This window comes from Variovorax sp. WS11 (assembly GCF_010499245.1).
Lineage (GTDB): Bacteria > Pseudomonadota > Gammaproteobacteria > Burkholderiales > Burkholderiaceae_C > Variovorax.
This window is the reverse complement of the sequence record NZ_JAAGOW010000004.1, coordinates 42,001-62,393: the sequence shown is the minus strand read 5'-3', so window position 1 is coordinate 62,393 and position 20,393 is coordinate 42,001. Positions and strand designations below refer to the sequence as shown.

The 20,393-nt window shown below is 69.0% G+C and carries 19 protein-coding genes and 1 pseudogene; 10 read left to right on the top strand and 10 right to left on the bottom strand.

The features are described from left to right. Positions 1-25: 25 nt before the first annotated feature. The 8 genes from GXN78_RS29620 to GXN78_RS29585 all read left to right on the top strand — a co-directional run bounded on the left by GXN78_RS29620 (position 26) and on the right by GXN78_RS29585 (position 8,738). A complete protein-coding gene (locus tag GXN78_RS29620; RefSeq protein ID WP_106560134.1) occupies positions 26-895 on the top strand; it encodes an isocitrate lyase/PEP mutase family protein in 870 nt (289 codons plus the stop codon). Next, the gene (gene leuC / locus GXN78_RS29615) at positions 895-2,298 is read left to right on the top strand and encodes a 3-isopropylmalate dehydratase large subunit (protein WP_106560133.1); all 1,404 of its coding nucleotides are present in this window, start codon (positions 895-897) and stop codon (positions 2,296-2,298) included. Before GXN78_RS29620 ends, leuC begins: the two co-directional genes overlap by 1 nt. Beyond that, on the top strand, positions 2,295-2,924 hold the full coding sequence (gene leuD / locus GXN78_RS29610) for a 3-isopropylmalate dehydratase small subunit (protein ID WP_181360668.1): 630 nt from the start codon (positions 2,295-2,297) through the stop codon (positions 2,922-2,924). The genes leuC and leuD overlap by 4 nt, the downstream gene beginning before the upstream one ends. Before the next feature lie 152 nt (positions 2,925-3,076). Then, positions 3,077-4,117 (top strand): tripartite tricarboxylate transporter substrate binding protein, encoded by a 1,041-nt coding sequence (locus GXN78_RS29605; protein WP_239143015.1) that lies wholly within the window; start codon positions 3,077-3,079, stop codon positions 4,115-4,117. Positions 4,118-4,144: 27 nt separating this feature from the next. Beyond that, positions 4,145-5,257, top strand: coding sequence for a TauD/TfdA family dioxygenase (locus tag GXN78_RS29600; protein WP_106560132.1), 1,113 nt, complete (start codon positions 4,145-4,147; stop codon positions 5,255-5,257). 54 nt (positions 5,258-5,311) lie between these two features. Then, positions 5,312-6,046: a Sua5/YciO/YrdC/YwlC family protein gene (locus tag GXN78_RS29595; protein ID WP_106560131.1), complete on the top strand. Its 735-nt coding sequence runs from the start codon at positions 5,312-5,314 to the stop codon at positions 6,044-6,046. A gap of 9 nt (positions 6,047-6,055) precedes the next feature. Further along, complete coding sequence (locus GXN78_RS29590; protein WP_146163162.1) at positions 6,056-7,051, top strand: tripartite tricarboxylate transporter substrate binding protein; 996 nt, start codon at positions 6,056-6,058, stop codon at positions 7,049-7,051. Positions 7,052-7,100: 49 nt separating this feature from the next. Then, on the top strand, positions 7,101-8,738 hold the full coding sequence (locus tag GXN78_RS29585; RefSeq protein ID WP_106560129.1) for a 3-(methylthio)propionyl-CoA ligase: 1,638 nt from the start codon (positions 7,101-7,103) through the stop codon (positions 8,736-8,738). A gap of 447 nt (positions 8,739-9,185) precedes the next feature. Here GXN78_RS29585 and GXN78_RS29580 read toward each other — a convergent pair whose 3' ends face one another. After that, positions 9,186-9,761 carry a hypothetical protein gene (locus tag GXN78_RS29580; RefSeq protein ID WP_106560127.1) on the bottom strand — a complete coding sequence of 192 codons (576 nt, stop codon included), beginning with the start codon at positions 9,759-9,761 and terminating at the stop codon, positions 9,186-9,188. A 610-nt stretch (positions 9,762-10,371) separates the two neighbouring features. Here GXN78_RS29580 and GXN78_RS29575 point away from each other — a divergent pair. Next, positions 10,372-10,908, top strand: a complete 537-nt coding sequence (locus GXN78_RS29575; protein ID WP_239143014.1) for a phage integrase family protein — start codon at positions 10,372-10,374, stop codon at positions 10,906-10,908. A 111-nt stretch (positions 10,909-11,019) separates the two neighbouring features. On the opposite strand, the gene GXN78_RS29570 is transcribed toward GXN78_RS29575, so the two are convergent. From GXN78_RS29570 to GXN78_RS29530, 9 genes and pseudogenes are all read right to left on the bottom strand, one after another. Next, positions 11,020-11,724: an ABC transporter permease gene (locus GXN78_RS29570; protein ID WP_106560159.1), complete on the bottom strand. Its 705-nt coding sequence runs from the start codon at positions 11,722-11,724 to the stop codon at positions 11,020-11,022. A gap of 94 nt (positions 11,725-11,818) precedes the next feature. Further along, positions 11,819-11,866: pseudogene (locus tag GXN78_RS41520) on the bottom strand (hypothetical protein); the annotation flags it as partial. Positions 11,867-12,172: 306 nt separating this feature from the next. Continuing rightward, positions 12,173-13,081 carry a 4-deoxy-4-formamido-L-arabinose-phosphoundecaprenol deformylase gene (locus tag GXN78_RS29560; RefSeq protein ID WP_106560126.1) on the bottom strand — a complete coding sequence of 303 codons (909 nt, stop codon included), beginning with the start codon at positions 13,079-13,081 and terminating at the stop codon, positions 12,173-12,175. A gap of 5 nt (positions 13,082-13,086) precedes the next feature. Then, complete coding sequence (locus GXN78_RS29555; RefSeq protein WP_106560158.1) at positions 13,087-14,130, bottom strand: bifunctional UDP-4-keto-pentose/UDP-xylose synthase; 1,044 nt, start codon at positions 14,128-14,130, stop codon at positions 13,087-13,089. A gap of 31 nt (positions 14,131-14,161) precedes the next feature. Further along, positions 14,162-15,118, bottom strand: a complete 957-nt coding sequence (locus GXN78_RS29550) for a formyltransferase (protein ID WP_106560125.1) — start codon at positions 15,116-15,118, stop codon at positions 14,162-14,164. After that, positions 15,115-16,098, bottom strand: a complete 984-nt coding sequence (locus tag GXN78_RS29545) for a glycosyltransferase (protein ID WP_106560157.1) — start codon at positions 16,096-16,098, stop codon at positions 15,115-15,117. The genes GXN78_RS29550 and GXN78_RS29545 overlap by 4 nt, the downstream gene beginning before the upstream one ends. An 18-nt stretch (positions 16,099-16,116) precedes the next feature. Continuing rightward, complete coding sequence (locus GXN78_RS29540; RefSeq protein ID WP_106560124.1) at positions 16,117-17,247, bottom strand: DegT/DnrJ/EryC1/StrS family aminotransferase; 1,131 nt, start codon at positions 17,245-17,247, stop codon at positions 16,117-16,119. 55 nt (positions 17,248-17,302) lie between these two features. After that, positions 17,303-17,692: an SMR family transporter gene (locus GXN78_RS29535; protein ID WP_106560123.1), complete on the bottom strand. Its 390-nt coding sequence runs from the start codon at positions 17,690-17,692 to the stop codon at positions 17,303-17,305. Then, entirely contained in the window at positions 17,689-19,407 is a 1,719-nt protein-coding gene (locus GXN78_RS29530) for a glycosyltransferase family 39 protein (protein ID WP_106560122.1), read from the bottom strand. Before GXN78_RS29530 ends, GXN78_RS29535 begins: the two co-directional genes overlap by 4 nt. A 388-nt stretch (positions 19,408-19,795) precedes the next feature. Here GXN78_RS29530 and GXN78_RS29525 point away from each other — a divergent pair, with 388 nt between their 5' ends. Continuing rightward, positions 19,796-20,389, top strand: a complete 594-nt coding sequence (locus GXN78_RS29525; protein ID WP_106560121.1) for a phosphatase PAP2 family protein — start codon at positions 19,796-19,798, stop codon at positions 20,387-20,389. The last annotated feature ends 4 nt before the right edge of the window (positions 20,390-20,393 follow it).

The following is a 20,393-nucleotide window of genomic DNA, read 5'->3' as shown; positions in this document are numbered from 1 at the left end:
AACCTGCGCTGAAAGACCGCCGCCCATGACGAACCCCTCCCTACGCGAACTGCTCGCCGCGCCCGACATGCTCATCGCCCCCGGTGCCTATGACGGCATCGGGGCGCGGCTGATCGAGCAGGCGGGCTTTAGCGCCGTGTACATGACCGGCGCCGGCACCGCGGCGGCGCGCGGCTACCCCGACTTCGGCCTGCTCGACATGGGCGAGATGGTGGCCAACGCGGCCACGATGGCGCGCGCCGTCAGCGTGCCGCTGATTGCGGATGCCGACACCGGCTACGGCAATGAGCTGAACGTGACGCGAACGGTGCGCGAGTACGAGTCGCGCGGCATCGCCGCGATCCACATCGAGGACCAGGTCTCGCCCAAGCGCTGCGGCCACCTCGACGGCAAGGAAGTGGTCTCGCGCGCCGAGTTCGTCTCGAAGATCCGCGCCGCGGCCGATGCGCGCCGCACGAAGGAGTTCGTGATCATCGCGCGCACCGATGCGCGCGCCATGCTGAGCCTGGACGAGGCCATCTGGCGCGGCAACGCGGCGCTCGACGCCGGGGCCGACCTGGTCTTCGTGGAGGCCACGCAGTCGCTGGAAGAAGTGGCGGCAGTGCCCAAGGCCGTGAAAGGGCCATGCCTGCTCAACGTGGTCGCCGGCGGCCGCACGCCGCTCTTCGACCTTCGCGAAGCCGAGGCCATGGGCTACAAGCTGGCGATCCTGCCCGGCCTGATGCTGGCCGCGGCGATCCAGGCCGGTGATGCGGCGCTGGCCCAGCTCAAGGCCACGCACAAGGCACCCGAGGTCACGCAGAGCGTGGCCCAGACCTTCCGTCGCTTCGGCGCCAACGAGTGGGACGCACTGCGCCAGCGCTTCAATGCCGGCGCCGCCATGGAAGCCAAGTGATGGCCGGCCGGACGCTCTTCGACAAGATCTGGGACGCCCACGTCATCCGCGACCTGGGCGACGGGTGGGCGCTGCTGCACATCGATCGTCACCTGCTGCATGACCTCTCCGGGCCGCCCGCGCTCGCCGAGGTGACGGCGCGCGGCCTGCCGGTGCATGACCCTGAACTGGTGTTCGCCACGCCCGACCACGCGATGTCGAGCCAGCCCGGGCGCAACGGGCTGACCTACGCGCCCGGCGGCAGGCTGTGGACCGCGTTGCGCGACCGCACCCGCGCTGCCGGCGTGCGGCTGTTCGACCTGGGCGAGCCCGGGCAAGGCATCGTGCATGTGATGGGCCCGGAGCTGGGCATCGTACTGCCGGGCCTCACCGTGGTCTGCGGCGACAGCCACACCTGCACCAACGGCGCGCTGGGTGCGATGGCCTTCGGCATCGGCTCGTCCGAGAGTACGCATGCCCTGGCCACGCAGACGCTGCGCCAGCAGAAGCCCCGGCGCATGCGCATCCGCTGCGACGGCAGCTTGCGCGCAGGCGTCACCGCCAAGGACCTCGCGCTGCACATCATCGGCAAGCTCGGTGCTGCCGCCGGCGTCGGCCATGCGATCGAGTACGCGGGCAGCGCCATCGAGGCCATGGAGGTCGAGGCCCGGCTCACGCTGTGCAACCTGACGGTGGAGCTCGGCGCGCGCTGCGGCATGGTGGCGCCCGACCAGCGCACCTTCGACTACCTGCGTGGCCGTCTCTTCGCGCCGCAGGGCGGCGCCTTCGATGCGGCGGTGGCGCAATGGCGGCTGCTGGCCAGCGATGCCGATGCGGTTTTCGATCGGGAAGAGTCCATCGACGTCTCGCTCATCCGGCCCACCATCACCTGGGGCACGAGTCCCGAACACGCGATTGCCATCGACGGCCGCGTGCCCGATCCGCAAGCGGTCGCCGATGCGTCGCAGCGCGACACGCTGGCTGCCGCGCTCGACTACATGGGCCTGAGAGCGGGGCAGCCCATCGCCGGCACGCCGGTCGACTGGGTGTTCATCGGGTCGTGCGCCAATTCGCGCATCACCGACCTGCGCGCTGCCGCCGAGGTAGCGCGCGGCAGACACGTGGCGCCGGGCGTCACGGCCTGGGTGGTTCCCGGCTCCGAGAACGTCAAGCGCGCCGCTGAGGCTGAGGGTCTGCGCGAGGTGTTCGAAGCCGCGGGCTTCGCCTGGCGCGAGCCCGGTTGCAGCATGTGCGTGGCGGCCAACGGGGAGCAGGTGTCGCCGCAGAAGCGCTCGGTGTCGACGTCCAACCGCAACTTCGTGGGGCGGCAGGGGCCGGGTGCCCGCACGCACCTCGCGAGCCCTGCGATGGCGGCTGCAGCGGCCATTGCCGGCTGCATCGCCGATGTCGGGAGCCTTGCATGAGCATTGCGCCCTTTACCGTCGTGAGCGGCGCTGCACCGTACCTGCCGCGCGCCAACATCGACACCGATGTGATCATCCGCATCGAGCGCCTGACCTCGCTGCCCAAGGAGCAACTCGGCCCCTACGCGATGGAGGCGTTGCGCTACCGCGCCGACGGGAGCGACGACCCCGATTTCATCCTGAACCGGCCCACCTTCCGCGGCGCCCCGATCCTGCTGGCCGGCGACAACTTCGGCTGCGGCTCCTCGCGCGAAGGCGCGGTGTGGGCGCTGCAGGGCATCGGCGTGCGCTGCGTCGTCGCGCCCAGCTTCGGCGACATCTTCTACAGCAATTGCTTTCAGAACGGCGTACTGCCGATCCGCCTGCCGGCGCCCGAGGTCGAGGCGCTTGCCGCGGGGTGCGCCGACGGAGCCCCACTCACGGTCGACCTCGAACGGCGCTTGCTGATTGCGCCGTCGGGGGCGCAGACCGCGTTCCCCATCGACCCGCTGCGCCGCGAAGCGCTGCTCCATGGCCTGGACGACATCGGCCTGACGTTGCGGGATGAAGCCCTCATCCGCGCCTGGCAGCAGGCCGACCGTGCACAGCGGCCCTGGGCCTGGCCGCCTGTGGCCGTGGCCTATTGAAGGAGTCGAACACGATGCCCACCGACACCGTCATGGAACAAGACGAAGTGCGCTGCGTCGACAGCAGCGTTCAGGTCGATTGAGACCTCTCGAGGCAACGACGGTGCAGCGATAGGGCTGCCGGCGTCTTGCCGATCACAGAACAAGGAGACATGAAGATGATGAAGTGCATGCTTGAATCCGCGTCGCGCCTCCTCGGGCATGCCGGCCAACGGCTGCGCCCATGCATGGCCGCGCTGGCCGCAGTGGCTGCAGTGGCTGCAGTAGCGGCGGCGAGTCTTCCGCTAGGCGCGGCCGCGGCCGGCTGGAAGCCTGAGCACCCAGTGACGATGGTGGTGCCCTACGCCGCCGGCGGCGGCACCGATGCGCAAGCGCGCGTCGTGGCCAAGGAACTGTCGCAGCTCTGGGGCCAGCCCGTGGTGGTCGAGAACCTCGGCGGCGCCGACGGGCTGATCGGCACCCGCCGCGTGATCGACGCCAAGCCCAACGGCCTCACGCTGCTGGTGCAACTGCCCTCGATCACGCTGATCCGGCACCTGCCGGCCTTCAAGGGCACCGATCCCGTGTCGCAACTGGTGCCGGTGTCGGCGTTCTCGACGCTGCCCGGCGTCGTGGCGGCCAATGCCGCGATGCCGGTCGCAACCATGACCGAGATGGTGCGGCACTGCAAGACGGCCGCGCCCCCATGCTCGCTCGGCACCACCGAAAACATGGCCCGGCTGCAGGCGCGCATGCTGGGCGAGGAAAGTGCGCTGCCCAACCTGATCGTTGCCAACTACAAGGGCGGCGGCCAGCTGATCACCGACCTGGTGGCCAACAACGTCTCGTTCGCCATCGCCGGCAGCACGGCGGTGCTGCCGCATGTGCGCTCCGGCGCGCTCAAGGTCATCATGACCATGGGCAACAAGCGCTCGTCGATCCTGCCGGAGGTGCCGACAGCCATCGAGCAGGGCTTTACCAGCTTCGACGCGACCACCTGGTACGGCATCTTCGTGCCGAAGGGAACGCCAGCCGACATCCAGCAGGGCATCGCGACCGCGTTGCGCGAGGCGGCGAAAAGCGAGGCGGTGCGCAAGGCCTTCACGACCATCGGCGCCGAGCCGCTGGGCAACACGCCCGCCGAGTTCGCCGCCATGGTGCAGCGCGAGCGCGATCGCGCCGACGCCTTGGCCAAGCGCTTCCCGCTCGAATAGATCCGAATCGACAGGAGCCATTGCACGATGAGCACCGCGACGACTACTCCGGCCGCTGGTCGCGACACCGCCGCCTGGCACAGCGCCGACTTGGCACGCGACACGCGCTGGATGACGCGCTTCGACAATGCCGAGCGCGCCGACCTGCTGCGGGTACTGCGCGCCGGCCACCGGTCCGGACAGCCGTTGCTGGGCTACCGGCGTGGCGACTTTCCCTTCGGCGCCGCGGCGATCGCGAAGATCCGCCGTGCAGTCGACGAGGCGCAGCACGGCCTGGGCGTCGCGCTGCTCAAGGGCTTTCCGCGCGAGGGCGTTACGGCGGACGAGTTCGAGCTGCTGACCTGGGCCGTCGGCCTCCACGTCGGCGTGGCGCGCCCGCAGGACAAGATGACACGCTACATCAACCGGGTGCAGGACGCGGGCACCGTCTACCGCAGCCCCACCGGCCGCGGCTATTCGTCGAATGCCGAACTCGACTTCCATGTCGACGGCGCCGACATCGTGCTCCTGAGCTGCTTCAACCAGGCGCCCCTGGGCGGCGACAGCATGTGCGCGAGTTCGACCGCGGCCTGGCGCCAGCTGCTGGCCGAGCGCCCCGACCTGGCCGACGCCCTGCGCAAGCCGCTGCCCTTCAGCCGCCAAGGCGAGCAGGCCGAGGGGCTGGCCGCCTTTCGCCTGATGCCGGTGTACGGCGAGATGGACGGCCAGGTGTTCTGCATGTGGGTGCGCAACCGCGTGGAGCAGGGCGAGAAGCTGCCGGGCGCGCCGCGTATCACCGCGAAGCAGCGCGAGGCGATGGACTTGCTGGACGAGATCGTGCGTCGGCCCACCTTCATGTACTCGATGCGGCTTGAGCCGGGCGACCTGCAGATCCTCAGCAACTTCACCGCGCTGCATTCGCGCACCCAGTTCCAGGACGAACCCGAGTCCGAGAAGAAGCGGCTGCTGTTCCGCCTGTGGCTGGCCACGCCCGATTCACCGCGCCTGCCGGCCGGCTGGAATGGCTTCTACGAATCCACCGAACCCGGCGTGGTGCGAGGCGGCGCCTACGGGCAGCACTACGACGACGCGTGCCGGCGCTTCGATGCCGAGCAGGCAAAGGCCATGGGCATGCGGCTCGGCCCCGGATTCTCGAATTGACCCTCTGAACCCCCTGATCGAACTGAACCCACCGAACCCACCCAAGGAGTAGACATGAGCAGACTCGACATTGCCGGCGACGCCCGTCGCACCATCGACGTGATCAAGAACGGCGGCATCGCCATCGTGCCCAACGACACGGGCTACGCCTGTTGCGGCTCCTCCATGGATCCGCTGAAGAAGATCTACGACACGAAGCGGCGAGGCAGCCACAAGCGCAATGCCATGGCAGCCGACCTGGAGACGCAGCGCGAGCTGCACACGCTGCCGCCCCGCGCGCAGCAGATGGTGGAGGCGCTCGTCGTCGACCACGACCTGCCGCTGGGCGTGGTCGGCACGTTCCGGCACGACCACCCGTTGATCCGCAAGCTGGACGACGACGCCATCAAGGCGAGCACGGCTGCCGGCACGATCAGCACGCTGGTCAACGCCGGCGTCTTCCACACGGAGCTGTGCCGTCTGAGTCGCGAGGAGGTGGTGCCGCTGTTCGGCTCGTCGGCCAACATCTCGGGGAGCGGCACGCGGTTCAGCGTCGAGGATATCCCCGATGAACTGAAGCAGATCGCCGACATCACCGTCGACTATGGCCTGCGCCGCTATCACATCTATCGCCGCGCCGGGACGCTGATCAATTTCGAGACCATGGAGGTGATCCGCATCGGTGCCTGCTACGAGTTGATCTCCGGCGTTCTCAAGCGCTGGTTCGATGTCGAGCTGCCGGCGGATCCGGGTCTCGAGGCGCTGCCCTCCGGGCACCTCAACGAGTTCGCATTGAAGAACGTCGCGTAGGTGGCGGCCATGCACGCAGCGATCTTCGATCCGCGGCGCCGCTCGGCGCTTGCCGGAGGCGCAGCCGCCATCGCGCTGGCGATGCTGGGCGGGCGCGCGCAGGCGCAAGCCTGGCCGAGCAAGCCGGTGCGCCTGCTGCTCGGCTACACCCCGGGCGGCTCCTCCGACATCCTGGCGCGCGAGCTCTCGGTGCCGCTGGGAAAGCTGTTGGGCCAGCCCGTGGTTGTTGACTACAAGCCCGGCGCGAGCGGCACCATCGCTGCGTCCGAGGTCGCGCGGTCCGCCCCTGACGGCCATACGCTCGGCCTGCTCGACAACGCGCCGCTGACGATCGTGCCCTCGTTGCGCAACCCGGGCTACGATTCGGTGGCCGGCTTTACGCCCATCGCAATGGCGACCCAGTTGCCGCAGGTGCTCGTCGTGCCAGGGACCAGCGGCATCCGCAGCACGCGCGAGCTTATCGAGGCGATGCGCAAGGAGCCCGGCAAGCTGAGCTATGGGTCGGGCGGCGCCGGCAGTGTCAGCCATCTTGCCGGCGAGCTGCTCAAGCTGCGCACCGGGACCTTTGCGGTGCATGTGCCGTACCGTGGCGCCGTGCCCGCGATCACCGCATTGATCGCGGGCGACGTGCAGTTTGCCTTCCTGACCTATACGGGCACGTCGTCCTTCATTGCGAGCGGCAGGCTGCGCGCCATCGGTGTCAGCTCGCTACAGCGGCTGCCCGCGGTGCCGGATGTGCCGACCGTTGCGGAGAGCGGTGTGCCGAACTTCGACGCGCCGGGCTGGTTCGCGCTCATGGGCCCGGCCGGCCTGCCGCCACCAGTGACCGCGACGATGCGCAAGGCACTGGCCGAGGTGCTGGCGACCCCTGCGGTGGTCGCGCGCATGCAGGAGCTCGGGCAGACCGTCGTCGCCGGTCAGGCCGACGTGGCGCGGACCATCGCCAACGAACTGGCGATGTGGAAGCAGCTCGTCGCACAGAGAAAGATCGTCATCGATGGATGACGGCCCTCCTTCTTGCTCCCCGCTCTCAAACCTTCACGAATGGAAATCCATGCTCCAAGGCCTGATGCAGGACCAGCCCCTGCTGATCTCCAACCTGATTGCCTACGCCGAACTCCATCATGGCGATGCCGAGATCGTCTCGCGCCGCGTCGAGGGCGACATCCACCGCAGCACCTGGACCGAGGTCGCGCGCCGGGCTCGCCAGGTGGCCAACGCGCTCGACGCGCAAGGCCTGGCGATGTCCGACCGCGTCGCGACCATCGCCTGGAACGGCTATCGGCACCTGGAGCTGTACTACGGCGTCTCGGGCGCCGGCCGCGTGCTGCACACCATCAATCCGCGGCTGCATCCCGACCAGGTCGCCTGGATCGTCAACCACGCCGAAGACCGGGTGCTTGCCTTCGACATGAGCTTCCTGCCGCTGGTGCAGGCCGTGCACGCCCGCTGCCCCAAGGTCCGGCAATGGATCGCGCTGTGCGATGCCGACAAGCTGCCCGCAGACAGCGGCATCCCCAACCTGGTGAGCTACGAGGCCTGGATCGGCGGTCAGTTCGAGCACTACGCCTGGCCCAGCTTCGACGAGCATAGTGCATCCAGCATGTGCTACACGAGCGGCACCACGGGGAACCCGAAGGCGACGCTCTACAGCCATCGCTCGACGCTGCTGCACGCCTGCGGCTCGGCCCTGCCGGACGTGATGGGCCTGTCGGCACGCGACGCCATGCTTCCGGTGGTGCCGATGTTCCACGTCAACGCCTGGGGCATCCCGTATTCGGCAGCGCTCACGGGCTGCAAGCTGGTGTTCCCCGGCCCGGCGCTGGACGGCAAGTCCATCTACGAACTCATCGAAAGCGAAGCCGTCACCTTCGCGGCCGGCGTTCCTACCGTGTGGCAGATGCTGCTGGGCCATCTGCAGGCCCACGACCTGAAGTTCTCCACGCTCGAACGCACGGTGATCGGCGGCGCGGCCTGCCCGCCGGCCATGCTGCGCAGCTTTCAGGCCTACGGCGTCGACGTGCTGCACGGCTGGGGCATGACCGAGATGAGCCCGCTCGGCACGCTGTGCGCGCTCAAGAAGAAGCACCTGTCGATGGACGCCGAGGCGCAGCTGGCCGTTCTCGAGAAGCAGGGGCGGGCGGTGTTCGGCGTCGACATGAAGATCGTCGACGGGCAGGGCGTCGAACTGCCGTGGGACGGCAATGCCACAGGCGATCTGCTGGTGAAGGGGCCGTGGATCGTCAAGAAGTACTTCAACAGCGAGGACGGCGATCCGCTTGTCGACGGCTGGTTCCCCACCGGCGACGTGGCGACCATCGACGCCGATGGCTATCTGCAGATCACCGACCGCAGCAAGGACGTGATCAAGTCCGGCGGCGAGTGGATCAGCTCCATCCACATCGAGAACATCGCCGTCGCGCACACCGCGGTGGCGCTAGCCGCCTGCATCGGCATTGCGCACCCGAAGTGGGACGAGCGCCCGATCGTGATCGTCGCCAGGAAGCCCGGCGCCGAGGTCACGCGCGAGGAGCTGCTCGCGTTCTACGAAGGCAAGACCGCCAAGTGGCAGATTCCGGACGACGTGGTGTTCGTCGAGTCGATGCCGCTGGGGGCGACGGGCAAAATCCTCAAGACGCGGCTTCGGGAGCAGCTCGAGGACTACAGGCTGCCGACCGGCGCGGTGGCCTGAAAGGGCTTGACCTAGTACCACATCCCTGAAATAGCTTGCTCATTACGGCTCAAGGTACGGGGCGAGCAGCGTTGCAACGGCGGCCGCCGAGTGCGCAAGGTCGCACGAAACGGGCAGCGGCTCCCAACGTCCCGTGTGACTGCGGAACGCAGCGGTGTACCTTGTGCGAGATACCTCCGTCAGCCGAGCAATGATGTCGACGACATCGTCGCCCCGGTGCATCTGGATCAGTAGGTGTTTGCCGTAGGGGCGAACTCGGACATGGTCATGTTCCGTGAGACGAGCCAGATGACGCTGGAGTTCGTCGGCTCGTGCTCGGGCGAATAGATCTGGCATCGGCAGGGATCCTCTTGGGTTCACCGGTCTGTAGTTCGAACCCGGCGAATGATCGCGGTAGGGAGAGCATCACATTCCTGGGGGTGTGCAGTGAGCCTTCTTGCTCCCTGCCTATGCTGCGAGCAGCGCATGATCCTGAGCGCCGAAGCCCGGATACCACCTCTCGAAGGACGCGTGTAACTCGTCATTCAGCACCTGCGTGCGGACCTGTAAGAGCAGGTGGGCTCCGCGCGGAGTCCAGCGCATCTGCTGCTTCTTCACGAACCGTTTGGCGATCACCTGGTTGACCGCGGACTCGACGAAGCCGGTGGAAATCCGTTCCCCGCATCGGTACCTCTCCCCGTAGTTGACGATCGCGCCGGCATTGCTGTCGACGTAGGTCGCGAACTCGTCCAGCGCCCGATCAAGTTTCCTGAGCACGACCGAGGGCGGCCGCCCAGCTTGCCTGTCCTGTTCGCGCATGCCGTCGATCTCTTCGAGCAGTTCGTACAAGGTTTCGTCGGCGCGCATTACGTTTCCATGCCACAGGAACCATTTGACGCGCTCGATGCCCTTGAGAAGCTCCTCCTTCTCTGGGCCGTGTAGCCGTCGCGTTGTCTGCAAGAGCTGCTCGATGCGCATCGCGACATGGAACCAGTCCAGAATGTGCTCGGATCGCGGGTGCACGAACGCGCCGAGCACGCCCACGAAGGATGCGGGCAGCAGCGCGGCCGACAGGGTCAGCGACGCGATGGGCGGCCGGGTCGGAGCGCGCTTCGAGGTGCTCCGACAAGTCGACCATCACGCTGCCGTCCTTCAGCCGGCCGAACTGTTACGCCATCAGATCGCAGGCGGGTATTCGGTGCGATTGCGGTGTCATCATCGCGATAAGCCGCGAGGCCGCACGCCGGCGCATGGTTTCGGTTCAGTGCCGCAGCGGTATCTCACTGCCCCCCGAGGTGCGCGACGCCGCGCGCTCCGTCCGCGATTCGTCGAGCCGAGCCTTCACAACGTCTCTTCACGAGCGCGTGAGCGGCCGGAACTGGCCGATGGCTGGTACGAGCGGCAGCTTTCTGGCCGGGTGATCAACCGGAACGTGCCCTTCGAAGACAGCGGCCTACTTGAGCGTGCCGTGCCCAATCTGCCAAGACTCTCAACCGTGTTGACAGCCCAGCAGCCGCAAGCCGCGCACGTCGACGACCGCGGCCTGCAGACGACGCGGGGCGGCCGAGCCCATGTGAAACATCGGCGTTTGGCGGCGCTACCAAGATAAACATCATTAGCTTGGCATGCGTGCCGCCGGCCTAAACTGACGAGCATGGAAAGCGCGCTGTCAGCGCCGCCGGACTCGCCTGTGGACTTCATGTGGCCAGACGAGGCTTCGCTGGCTGCATTTCGCGCCTGGCTTCAAGGGGTTCCCAGCCGCGCCGCCGTGGATCGCTATCTGTCCGATCGCCGGGCTGCCGGCGCTTCGGCGCGCTCGGTGATAGGGCGGGTGAAACGCCAGCTCGTGATCTTCGCAACGAGCCGCGCGAGGGCGAACCTGGCCGCCACACTTGTGACGGCCAGTCCGTCCGACCGGGAACTCGCCAAAGCCGCCGCTACCGCCATCGAGACGCTGCGAGGGATACCGCCTCCGCAGCCGCTCATCGGCGACGCCGTTGATCGCTGGCTACCCGTGGGACTTCTGGGCGTGCTGCACGCTGCGGGCATCCGCACGCTGGCCGACCTGACCCTGCGCGTGCCGCGGCGTCGGCGCTGGTGGGCCAGCATCGGGGGGCTCGGGCCTGCCGGCGCCCGCCACATCGAGGCGTTCTTTGCCCAGCATCCTGCGTTCACCGAACGCGCGCGCTGATCACAGTGAACCAGGTACGAGAGCTGGTCCCCTGGGAGCGACTGGTCGTCCCCGAAGACGTTGATGGCTCACGGGGCACCTTTCGAGCTGTGCGCTCGACGCCAGCAACGACTACGAGGCCGTGAACGCCTGGCTGTCGAGCAACAGGATCTGGTACTTCACCGCCTCCAGCGGGTCCATGCCTGCCAGCAACTGCCCGGTCATGGTGCCGGGCAAGGTGATCACGCCGGCGGCCGTCATCTGATTGACGATCGGGATCATGCCGCACCGGATCGAGCCGCGCACGAGCTCGGCCAGCGCCTGATGGATGCTCGCCCCCAGCGCCAGCTGCGCTTCGATCGCTGGGCGTCCCGCGCGCACGCCGCCGAAGAAGCTGTCCAGGCCGAGGCTGGCCGAGTTCAGCACGATGCCCATCAGCGAAACGGCGTAGCGCGGCTCGTACCAGGGCTGCGGCCGGATCGCGGTCAGCAGCGCCAGCATCACGGTGGCCATGATCGACAGGCTCACGACGATGGCACCGATGCGCAGGTTGCCGGCGCCGTGAAGGCGCGGCGTCGAGCGCACCGCCACCTCGCGCGCCGCGGCCGCGACCATCAGCGCCACCATGACCAGCGTGAAGGCGGGCGACGCGGCCTCGAACACGAAGCGCAGCACCAGCCCCACCAGCAGCAGTTGTACCGTCATGCGCGCGGCGGCCCACAACGGCTGCCGGTGCACGCGCAGGCCCAGCACCAGCGAAGCGATCGCATTGGCCAGCACCAGCACCAGCAGCGCGGCCAGCGCGACATCGACGGCATCCAGGGGCACCGTGTTCATCGCGGATGCAAGGCAGCGAAGTCGCGGGATCGGTCGCATGACCGGCACGCCCCCGATCATTTCGAACACGCGCTCGCCCATGCGCCGCGACTGCTCCTGCGCGTGCGGCGACCGTGTTGTCGGTGCTGCCATCGTCTACCACGATGATCTCCCAGTGGAAGTGTGTGGACCACAGCGTCTCTTCCAGGCTGACAGCAGCGCGTTGAGGTTGGCGCCTTCGTTGAAGCAAGGGATGATGCACGAGATGCTGGCGCTGGTGAAGCCAAGCTGAACGCCGCTTTCAGCTTCGCCAGGACCCTGGCGCGCCCTCCTCAGGAGGTGAGCGCCACGATCCCCTGGCGGCCCTCAACGCTGCGCAGTAGATGCGCAGGTCGTGACCGAGAGGATCGCGAGATGTACCAGCAGCCGGTTGGCAAGGCGCGCGCCGCGATGACAAACTGATCCGGGGTCAGCCTTGCCAGGCTGTACCTTGCAGCGCGAGCAGCCCGGAACGGCCGGGGACGCTGCCGAGCGCGATGCGGTGGCGCGGAAGCGCCGCGACGCGCGCGCCGTGCAGCGCGCCCAGCGCGACGAGCTCGTGCCCCTGGGACCGCCAGCCGGCGATCAGGCGCTCGAACACGCTGCGCAGCTTCATGCCCTCGAGCTCGGCGTGCAGCGTGTAGACCTGGTCCTGCGTGGTCTGCTCGGTCAGCCCCAGCAGGTGCCGGTGCACGTCGTCCACCGTGAGGCCGTCGACGCCGATGAGCTCGTCCAGCGTCGGCAGGGTGGTCGGGTACTGCGGCGGTCCGAGGGCCGTGCCGTCGTCCGCTACCGGGACGAAGGCATGGCTGCCGCGCGTGTCGGAGGCGAACTCGATGCCCAGCGCCGCTTCGGCCTGCGCCGCCGCCGGATTGAACTGCCAGCCCGCGGCGCCATGCAGCCGCGCCGGGGCGCCGAACACCTCGGCATGGCGTTGCAGCGCTCGGCGCATCTCGCGCTCGGCCCACGCGTCGTCCCGGCTCAGCAGACCGTCCTGCCAGCGCACGTGGTCCCAGCAATGCACGCCCACCTCGAAGCCGGCGTCGCGAACGCTGCGCAGCGTGGCGGCTTCTCGGCGGCCGATGTCCGGTCCCGGCAGCAGCACGCCGTGCAGCAGGGTGCGCAGGCCATAGTGCTCGAGCACCGAGGTGCGCGAGACCTTGCCGAGGAAGCCCGGGCGCAGCACGCGCAGGATGGCGCGGCCGGTGTGGTCCGGTCCGAGGCTGAAGAGGAAGCTCGCGCCGCAGCGCTGCGCCGCCAGCAGGCGGACCAGGGCGGGCACGCCTTCGCGGGTGCCGCGCCAGGTGTCGACGTCGACCTTCAGTGCGATCCGCGCCATCGCCCTCAGGCTTCCAGATCGGCGGCGGCCGCCGCATGGTCGCGGTAGTAGGCGAACATCTCGCGCAGTGCCGCCGGCATCCCGACGGTGGGCCGCCAGCCCAGATCGGCCGTGGTGCGGCGGATGTCGGGCACGCGATACAGCACGTCCTGGTAGCCGCTGCCGTAGTAGTCCGCAGACGCCACGTCGATCAGCTTCACGGCGGCCGCGGCATCGCGGTACTCGGGCAGGGTGCCCGCCAGGTCCAGCATCATCCGGGCGAGTGCGCGGATCGAAAGGTTGTTGTCGGGATTTCCGATGTTGTAGATCTTGCCGTCGGCGATGCCTCCCTCGTTGGCGATGATCTTCACCAGCGCCGAGATGCCGTCTTCGACATAGGTGAAGGCGCGCTGCTGGCTGCCGCCGTCGACCAGCCGGATCGGCTCGCCGCGCACGATGTGGCCGAGGAACTGGGTGAGCACGCGGCTCGAGCCTTCTTTCGGCGCATGCAGGCTGTCCAGCCCGGGGCCGACCCAGTTGAAAGGCCTGAAGAGCGTGTAGCGAAGACCCTCCTGCTGGCCGTAGGCGTGGATCACGCGGTCCATCAGCTGCTTGGCGCAGGCGTAGATCCAGCGCGGCTTGTTGATCGGTCCGTAGATCAGGTGGGAGGCCTCGGGGTCGAAGCTCTCGTCGGTGCACATGCCGTAGACCTCGCTGGTCGAGGGGAAGACCACGCGCTTGCCGTAGCGCAGGCACTGGCGAACGATCGGCAGGTTGGCCTCGAAGTCGAGCTCGAACACCCGCAGCGGCTCGCGCACGTAGGTAGCCGGCGTGGCGATCGCGACCAGCGGCAGCACCACGTCGCACTTCTTCACGTGGTATTCGATCCACTCCTTGTTGATGGTGATGTCGCCCTCGAAGAAGTGAAAGCGCGGGTGGTCGAGCCAGGGCGCGACGCGGTCGGACTGCATGTCCATGCCGTGCACCTGCCAGTCGGTGCGCTCCATGATGTGGCGCGTCAGGTGGTGGCCGATGAAGCCGTTGACGCCGAGGATGAGGACTTTGAGCATGGTGTTTGCGTCGCAGGAGAAGAAGAAGCTGTCAGGCGTCGGCCGCAAGCCAGCGGCCGGAACAAAGGCTGTCGAAGTTGCCGACGGCCAGCGGCCCGGCGACGCCGTCGCGCCGCGCCGCGAGCACGCGCAGCGCGCTGCCATCGGCCGCCATCAGCCACAGCGAGGCGCCGTCGCGCAGGAGCCGCAGCCCGCTGCCGGGCGCATCGGCCGGCGCCGGAGCAGGCAGGGTGCGCTCGATGAAGACGCGCTGCCCTTGCAGCTGGAGGAATGCGGGCGGGTAGGGCGGCGCGAGCGCGCGCACCAGGTTGTGGATTTGCCGGGCATTTGCATCGCCGGGGATGCGCCCATCTTCCGGCCGGCGCCCGCCGAAGTAGCGGCCCTGCGACAGGTCCTGCGAGCGCTCCACCGCGGTGCCGTCGAGCAGCGCGGGCAAGCTGCGCGCCAGCACGATCTCGGCCGCGACAGTGACCTTGCCGAACACCTCGCGTGCCGTGTCGTCGCGCAGGATGGGCACGGCGCACTGGTCGACGATCGCGCCGTTGTCGGGCTTCTCGTTCATCCGGTGCAGGGTCGCGCCGGTCTCGCGCTCGCCATGGATCACGGCCCAGTTCACGGGGGCGCGGCCCCGGTAGCGCGGCAGCAGCGAGCCGTGCATGTTGAAGGCGCCGCGCGCCGGCAGCACGAGCCAGTCCTGCTTCAGCATCTGCCGGTAGTAGAAGGAAAACAGGAAGTCGGGCTCGGCCGCGCGTGCTTCGGCGAGCAGCGCCGGATCGTGCGGGTCCGCGGGCATGACGCAGCGCAGCCCATGTTCCGCGGCCACTGCAGCCACGCTGCGGAACCAGATCGTTTCGCCCGGCGCGTTGGCGTGGGTGAGGACCAGCGACACCTCGACTCCGGCATCGAGCAGCACGCGCAGGCAGCGCACGCCCACGTCGTGGTAGGCGAAGACGATCGCGCGCGCGGGGCGGCCGCGGTCGCCGCTCATCGCTCGCGCTCCAGGATCGCGCTGACCTGGTAGCGCGGCCGCGCCCGCACTTCCTGGTAGATGCGGCCGATGTATTCGCCGAGCAGGCCGATGCCGAAGAGCGCGAGCCCGACCAGCAGGAACAGCAGGGCGAACAGGGTGAACAGGCCGCCCTCCTCAGGGCCGAGCAGCAGACGGCGCGCGGCCAGCAGGATGAACAGCGCGCCCGACAGTAGCGAGACGACGATGCCCAGCATCGAGAAGGCCTGCAGCGGCACCAGCGAGAAGCCGGTGACCAGGTCGAAGTTGAGCCGGATCAGGCTGTACAGCGAGTACTTGGACTCGCCCGCATGCCGGGCCTCGTGGCCGACCACCACCTCGGTCGGGTTCTTCGCGAACTGGTAGGCCAGCGCCGGGATGAAGGTGTTCATCTCGTTGCACTGGTTGATCAGCTGGACGATGTCGCGGCTGTAGGCGCGCATCATGCAGCCGTGGTCGGTCATGACGATGCCGGTCAGGCGGTGGCGCAGGCCGTTCATCGCGCGCGAGGCCCAGCGGCGCCAGGCGGCGTCTTGCCGGTCGCGGCGGATCGAGCCTATGTAGTCGTGCCCGAGGTCCATCGCCTCGATCAGCAGGCGGATGTCCTCGGGCGGGTTCTGCAGGTCGGCGTCGAGCGTGACCACGCGCGCTCCGCGGCAATGCTCGAAGCCCGCGAGGATGGCGCGGTGCTGGCCGAAGTTGCCGTTCAGCAGGATCACGCGGGTGACCTCGGGCCGGCGCTCGAACTGCCCGGCCAGCAGCGCGGCCGAGCGGTCGCGGCTGCCGTCGTCGATGAACACGACCTCGTAGTCGAGGGCCAGCGCGTCGAGCGCCGGGTAGAGGCGTTCGAAGAGGGCGGGCAGCGTGGCCTCCTCGTTGTAGACCGGGATCACGACGCTGAGGGCGGGGCCCGGCGACTGGTCGAGCGGCGAGGCGCTCGCGAGGGAGGGGGCATCGTTCATCTTCATCGGGGATCTCGCTCAGCGCAGCGCCGCGACCGTGGCGGCGACCGCGCGGCACACGCGGTCCACATCGGCGTCGGCCATGGCCGGGAACAGGGGCAGCGTGACGGTGCGCGCGCCGATGTCCTCGGCGATCGGGAAGTCGCCGGGGCCATGGCCGCGCTTGCGGAACAGCGAGAACAGGTGCATGGCCGGGTAGTGCACGCCGACGCCGATGCCCTGCTCGCGCATCGCGGCGATGAAGTCGCCGCGGCGCGGCGCCAGCCGGCGCGGCAGCAGCGGCTGGAACATGTGCCAGTTGCCGTGCTGGGCAGTATCAGCAGGCGGCAGCTCGAAGCCGAGCGAGGCGTCCCAGCGCGCGAGGTAGCGCTCGGCCAGGGCGCGCCGCCGCGCGGTGAATTCGTCGATGCGGCGCAGCTGCCCGAGGCCGATGGCGGCGGCCACGTCGGTCAGGTTGGCCTTGCTGCCCCAGTCCTCGACGTCCATGCTGCCGTCGGGCAGGCGGGTCACGCCCTGCAGGCGCAGCTTCTCGAAGCGGCGGGCTTCCACTTCGTTGTTGAGCACCAGGCAGCCGCCCTCGGCCGTGCAGAGGTTCTTGTTGGCATGGAAGCTGAACGACACCAGGTCGCCGAAGCTGCCGATTTCGCGGCCGCCCCAGCGCGCGCCGAAGGACTGCGCGGCGTCTTCGATCACCCGCAGCCCGTGCCGCCGGGCGATGGCGTCGACCCGGTCGCGATCGCCCGGCAGGCCGGCCAGGTCGACCGGGATCAGCGCACGCGTGCGCGCGGTGATGGCGCGCTCCAAGAGGCTGAGGTCGATGTTGCGGGTGCTCGCCTCCGCATCCACGAAGACCGGGGTCGCGCCGACCGCCAGCACGACGTTGGCCGTCGCCACCCAGCTCAGCGGCGTGGTGATGACCTCGTCGCCGGGGCCGATGCCGCACAGCCGCAGCGCGAGCTCCAGCGCTGCCGTGCCCGAGTTGACCAGCCGTACCGGCCGGCCGTCCAGGCGCTTCGACAAGGCGGCCTCGAGCTCCTGGCAGCGTGGGCCGGTGGTGATCCAGCCCGAGCGCAGCACCTCGCCCACCTCGGCAATGGTGCGCTCGTCGATGGAGGGGCGGGTAAAGGGGAGGAAGGGCGCCGGGTTCATTGGAGTACCTTCGCCTTCGGCTGCGTGCGAGCGCCTTCGGCCGGCCGGACGGCGCTCATGAACGGCTCCCGCTGTTCGCCACCAGCAGCACGCCGATGACGATGACGCTGATGCCCAGCCAGCGCTGCGTGTTGACGGCCTCGCCGAAGAGCCACCACGCCAGCGCTGCATTGACGACGTAGCCGATCGAGAGCATGGGATAGGCGATGCTCACGTCGACGCGCGACAGCGCGACGATCCACACCACCACGCTCACGGCATAGCAGGCCAGCCCGCCCAGGATGCCGGGGTGCTGAGCCAGGCCGAGCGCGGTGCGCCAGAGGGCGGGCGCGCCGGCCGACAGCACGATCTCGCCGCTGCTGTTGGCGCCGGCCTTCAGCAGCAGCTGCGCCGCGGCGTTGAGCAGCACGCCGCCGAGGACCCAGAAGAAGTCGAGTGCTTTCATGGCTTGACGACGATGACGCGCCGCGGGTCCTGGAACGCGATGCGCATCGGCAGGCCGCGCTGGTGCAGCTCGACCCAGGCGAAAACGCTCATGTAGGCCGCCGCGTGCGGGAGGGAATTCCAGCGCGCCACGAACGCATCGAGCGTCGGGATGGACCGCGCGGGCTCGTGCTGCTGGCCGAGGGCGAATTCGTCCTCGTAGTCGACCAGCACCACGTCGCGCTGGAGATAGAAGGGCAGGGTTTGGTCATAGGCGCGCACGCAGAAGACGGGGGTTTGCGGCGTGATCAGCGGCTGCAGAACGGCCGCGATCGCCGCCGCGCTCTTGAGCTGGCCGTAGCCGTTGTGGGCCTGCAGCACCACGGCGGTCGCCGTCACTTGGCTGAGCGCCAGGCTCAGCACCGCGGCAGTGACGCGGCGCCGCCCCAGGCACCACCAGCCGATCGCGAGGCCGACCAGCATGAGCGCGGCACCGATGCGCAGGGCCGAGGCCAGCGGCGCCAGCACTTCCGCCGGCGACACGATCGAGACGAAGCGGCCGCTTTGTGTGGAAGCGAGCCCCGCGAGCCCCCAGACCAATGCCGGCAGCAGCAGGTGCCGGCGCAGGGGGCCCGGCTGCGCATCGCGCAGCTGCATCGCGACCAGCAGGGCCAGCGCCGGGAACATGGGCAGGATGTACGACGGCAGCTTGGAGCCCGACGCGCTGAAGAAGAGGAGCACGAAGACGCACCAGGTCGCCAGCAGATGGCGAGGGGCGATCACAGCCTCCGTGCGGTCCTTGCGCAGCAGCCAGGGGAGGGCGCCGGTCCAGGGCAGCATGCCGACCAGCACGAAGGGCAGGTAGTACCACCAGGCCCCTTCGCGCTGATGCACCTCGGTGAGGTAGCGCGCGAAATGCTCGTGGATGAAGAAGAAGCTCGCGAAGCCGGGGTTGCGCAGTGACACCAGCACGAACCAGGGCGCGGTGATGGCCAGGAAGATGAGCAGGCCCGAAGCCCAGTGCAGGCCCCGCCACAGCGACGTGTCGCGACGCCACAGGCTGACCAGCACCAGTACCGCGCCGGGGATAACGATGCCCACCAGCCCCTTGCTCAGCACGGCGGCGGCCATCGCCGCCCAGGCGAGCCAGATCCATCGGCGGCGCTGGCGCGCGTCCGACCGGCCGTTGTTCGCCAGCAGAACGGCGCACAGTGCCACCGTGAGGAACAGCGTCAGCCCTGCATCGAGGGTGAGGAAGTGGCTGTTGACCTGGATCCAGGTCATGGAGACCGCGATCGCCAGCGCCCGGACTCCAGTCTCGCGGCCCCAGAGACGCGCGGCCGTGAACCCGACCACCAGCACCGTCAGGAAGCCGGCCAGGCCCGGCCACAGGCGCGCCGAGAACTCGGACACGCCGAAGGCCAGGAAGGACAGTGCGCCGATCCAGTACTGCAGCGCGGGCTTCTCGAAGTAGAGTAAGCCGTTCAGGCGCGGAGTGACCCAGTCGCCGCTGCGCGCCATCTCCAGCGCAAGGCTGGCGTAGCGCCCCTCGTCGGGGTGAATGAGCGAGCGTGTGCCCAGGGTGCCGAACCAGATCAGGGCGAGCAGGAGCAGCAGCGCCGCCGCAGCCCAGGAGGCGAGGTCAGGAGAGCGTGCCGCGGCATGCGGCATCGTGTGGGGAGCGGGCGGCAGCGCAATGGCGGCGTGGGCCTGACGCCGGCTGGCGACTGTCTTCATCGGTCTGGGTAACCAAGGGTTTGAGAGAACAACCGCCGACGTTGCCGCACGCGGCTGAACCAAACGTGAATGGACCCTGGTGCGGCGGCGTTGCCGGGTGCACGTAGGCGCCGCGGAGTGGGAGCGCTTAGCCGCCTTGTGGCGTCGCGAGGGCGTGATGATGACCACCTGATCCAAGGGCCTTTTCCGAATTCATCCGCGCGACACAGAAGGCCGGCCCACAGCGGCGCTTTGGCGCTTTGAGCGCGGCCGAGATCGCGACGCGGTCCACCTGAGGAGGGCAGCGGCAGGGCGTTGCCAAAGGTGAAAGCACGTTCAGCTTGGCTTCACAAGCCCGCTATAGAGTGGCGGCCATGCGACCGATCCCGCGACTTTGCCGCCTTCCCGCATGAAGGCATTCGACCTGCTTCTCTTTCACTGGATGGCCGCGGGCCTCGAACCCCGCCCCTGGCTGGTGGCCGTGGCCGGTGCTATCGCGGTCGGCGGCCCCTGGTTGTGCGCGGCCCTGCTGGGCTGGATCGCCTGGCGGCAGCCCTCGCAGCGCGGCTACCTGATGGCCGTCCTGGGTTTCGCGGCGCTCGCGGCGCTGCTCGCCCATTCCATTGCGGCCGCGCTGAACCTGCCGCGCCCCTTCATGCTGGGCCTGAGCCCGCCCTACATCGCCCACGGCGCGCGCGGCTCGCTGCCGAGCGCGCATGCGACGGTCATGTTCACGGTCGCGCTGCTGTGCCTGGCGCGACCGGTGCTGCGCGGCGCGGGCGCGGCGATCTTCGCGATCGCCGTCCTCACCGGCTGGGGACGCATCCACGTCGGCGTCCACTTCCCGGGCGACATCCTGGCCGGCCTACTGCTGGCCCTGGCGCTGGCGGGCCTGTTCGTGGGCCTGCGGCACCTGGTGCGGCGCCGTGTGGCGCCGTTGATTGCGCGCGACGGTCCGGGCCGTCGCGCAATGGCCGGCCGCCCGGCCCGCCGGGGCCCTTGAGGTG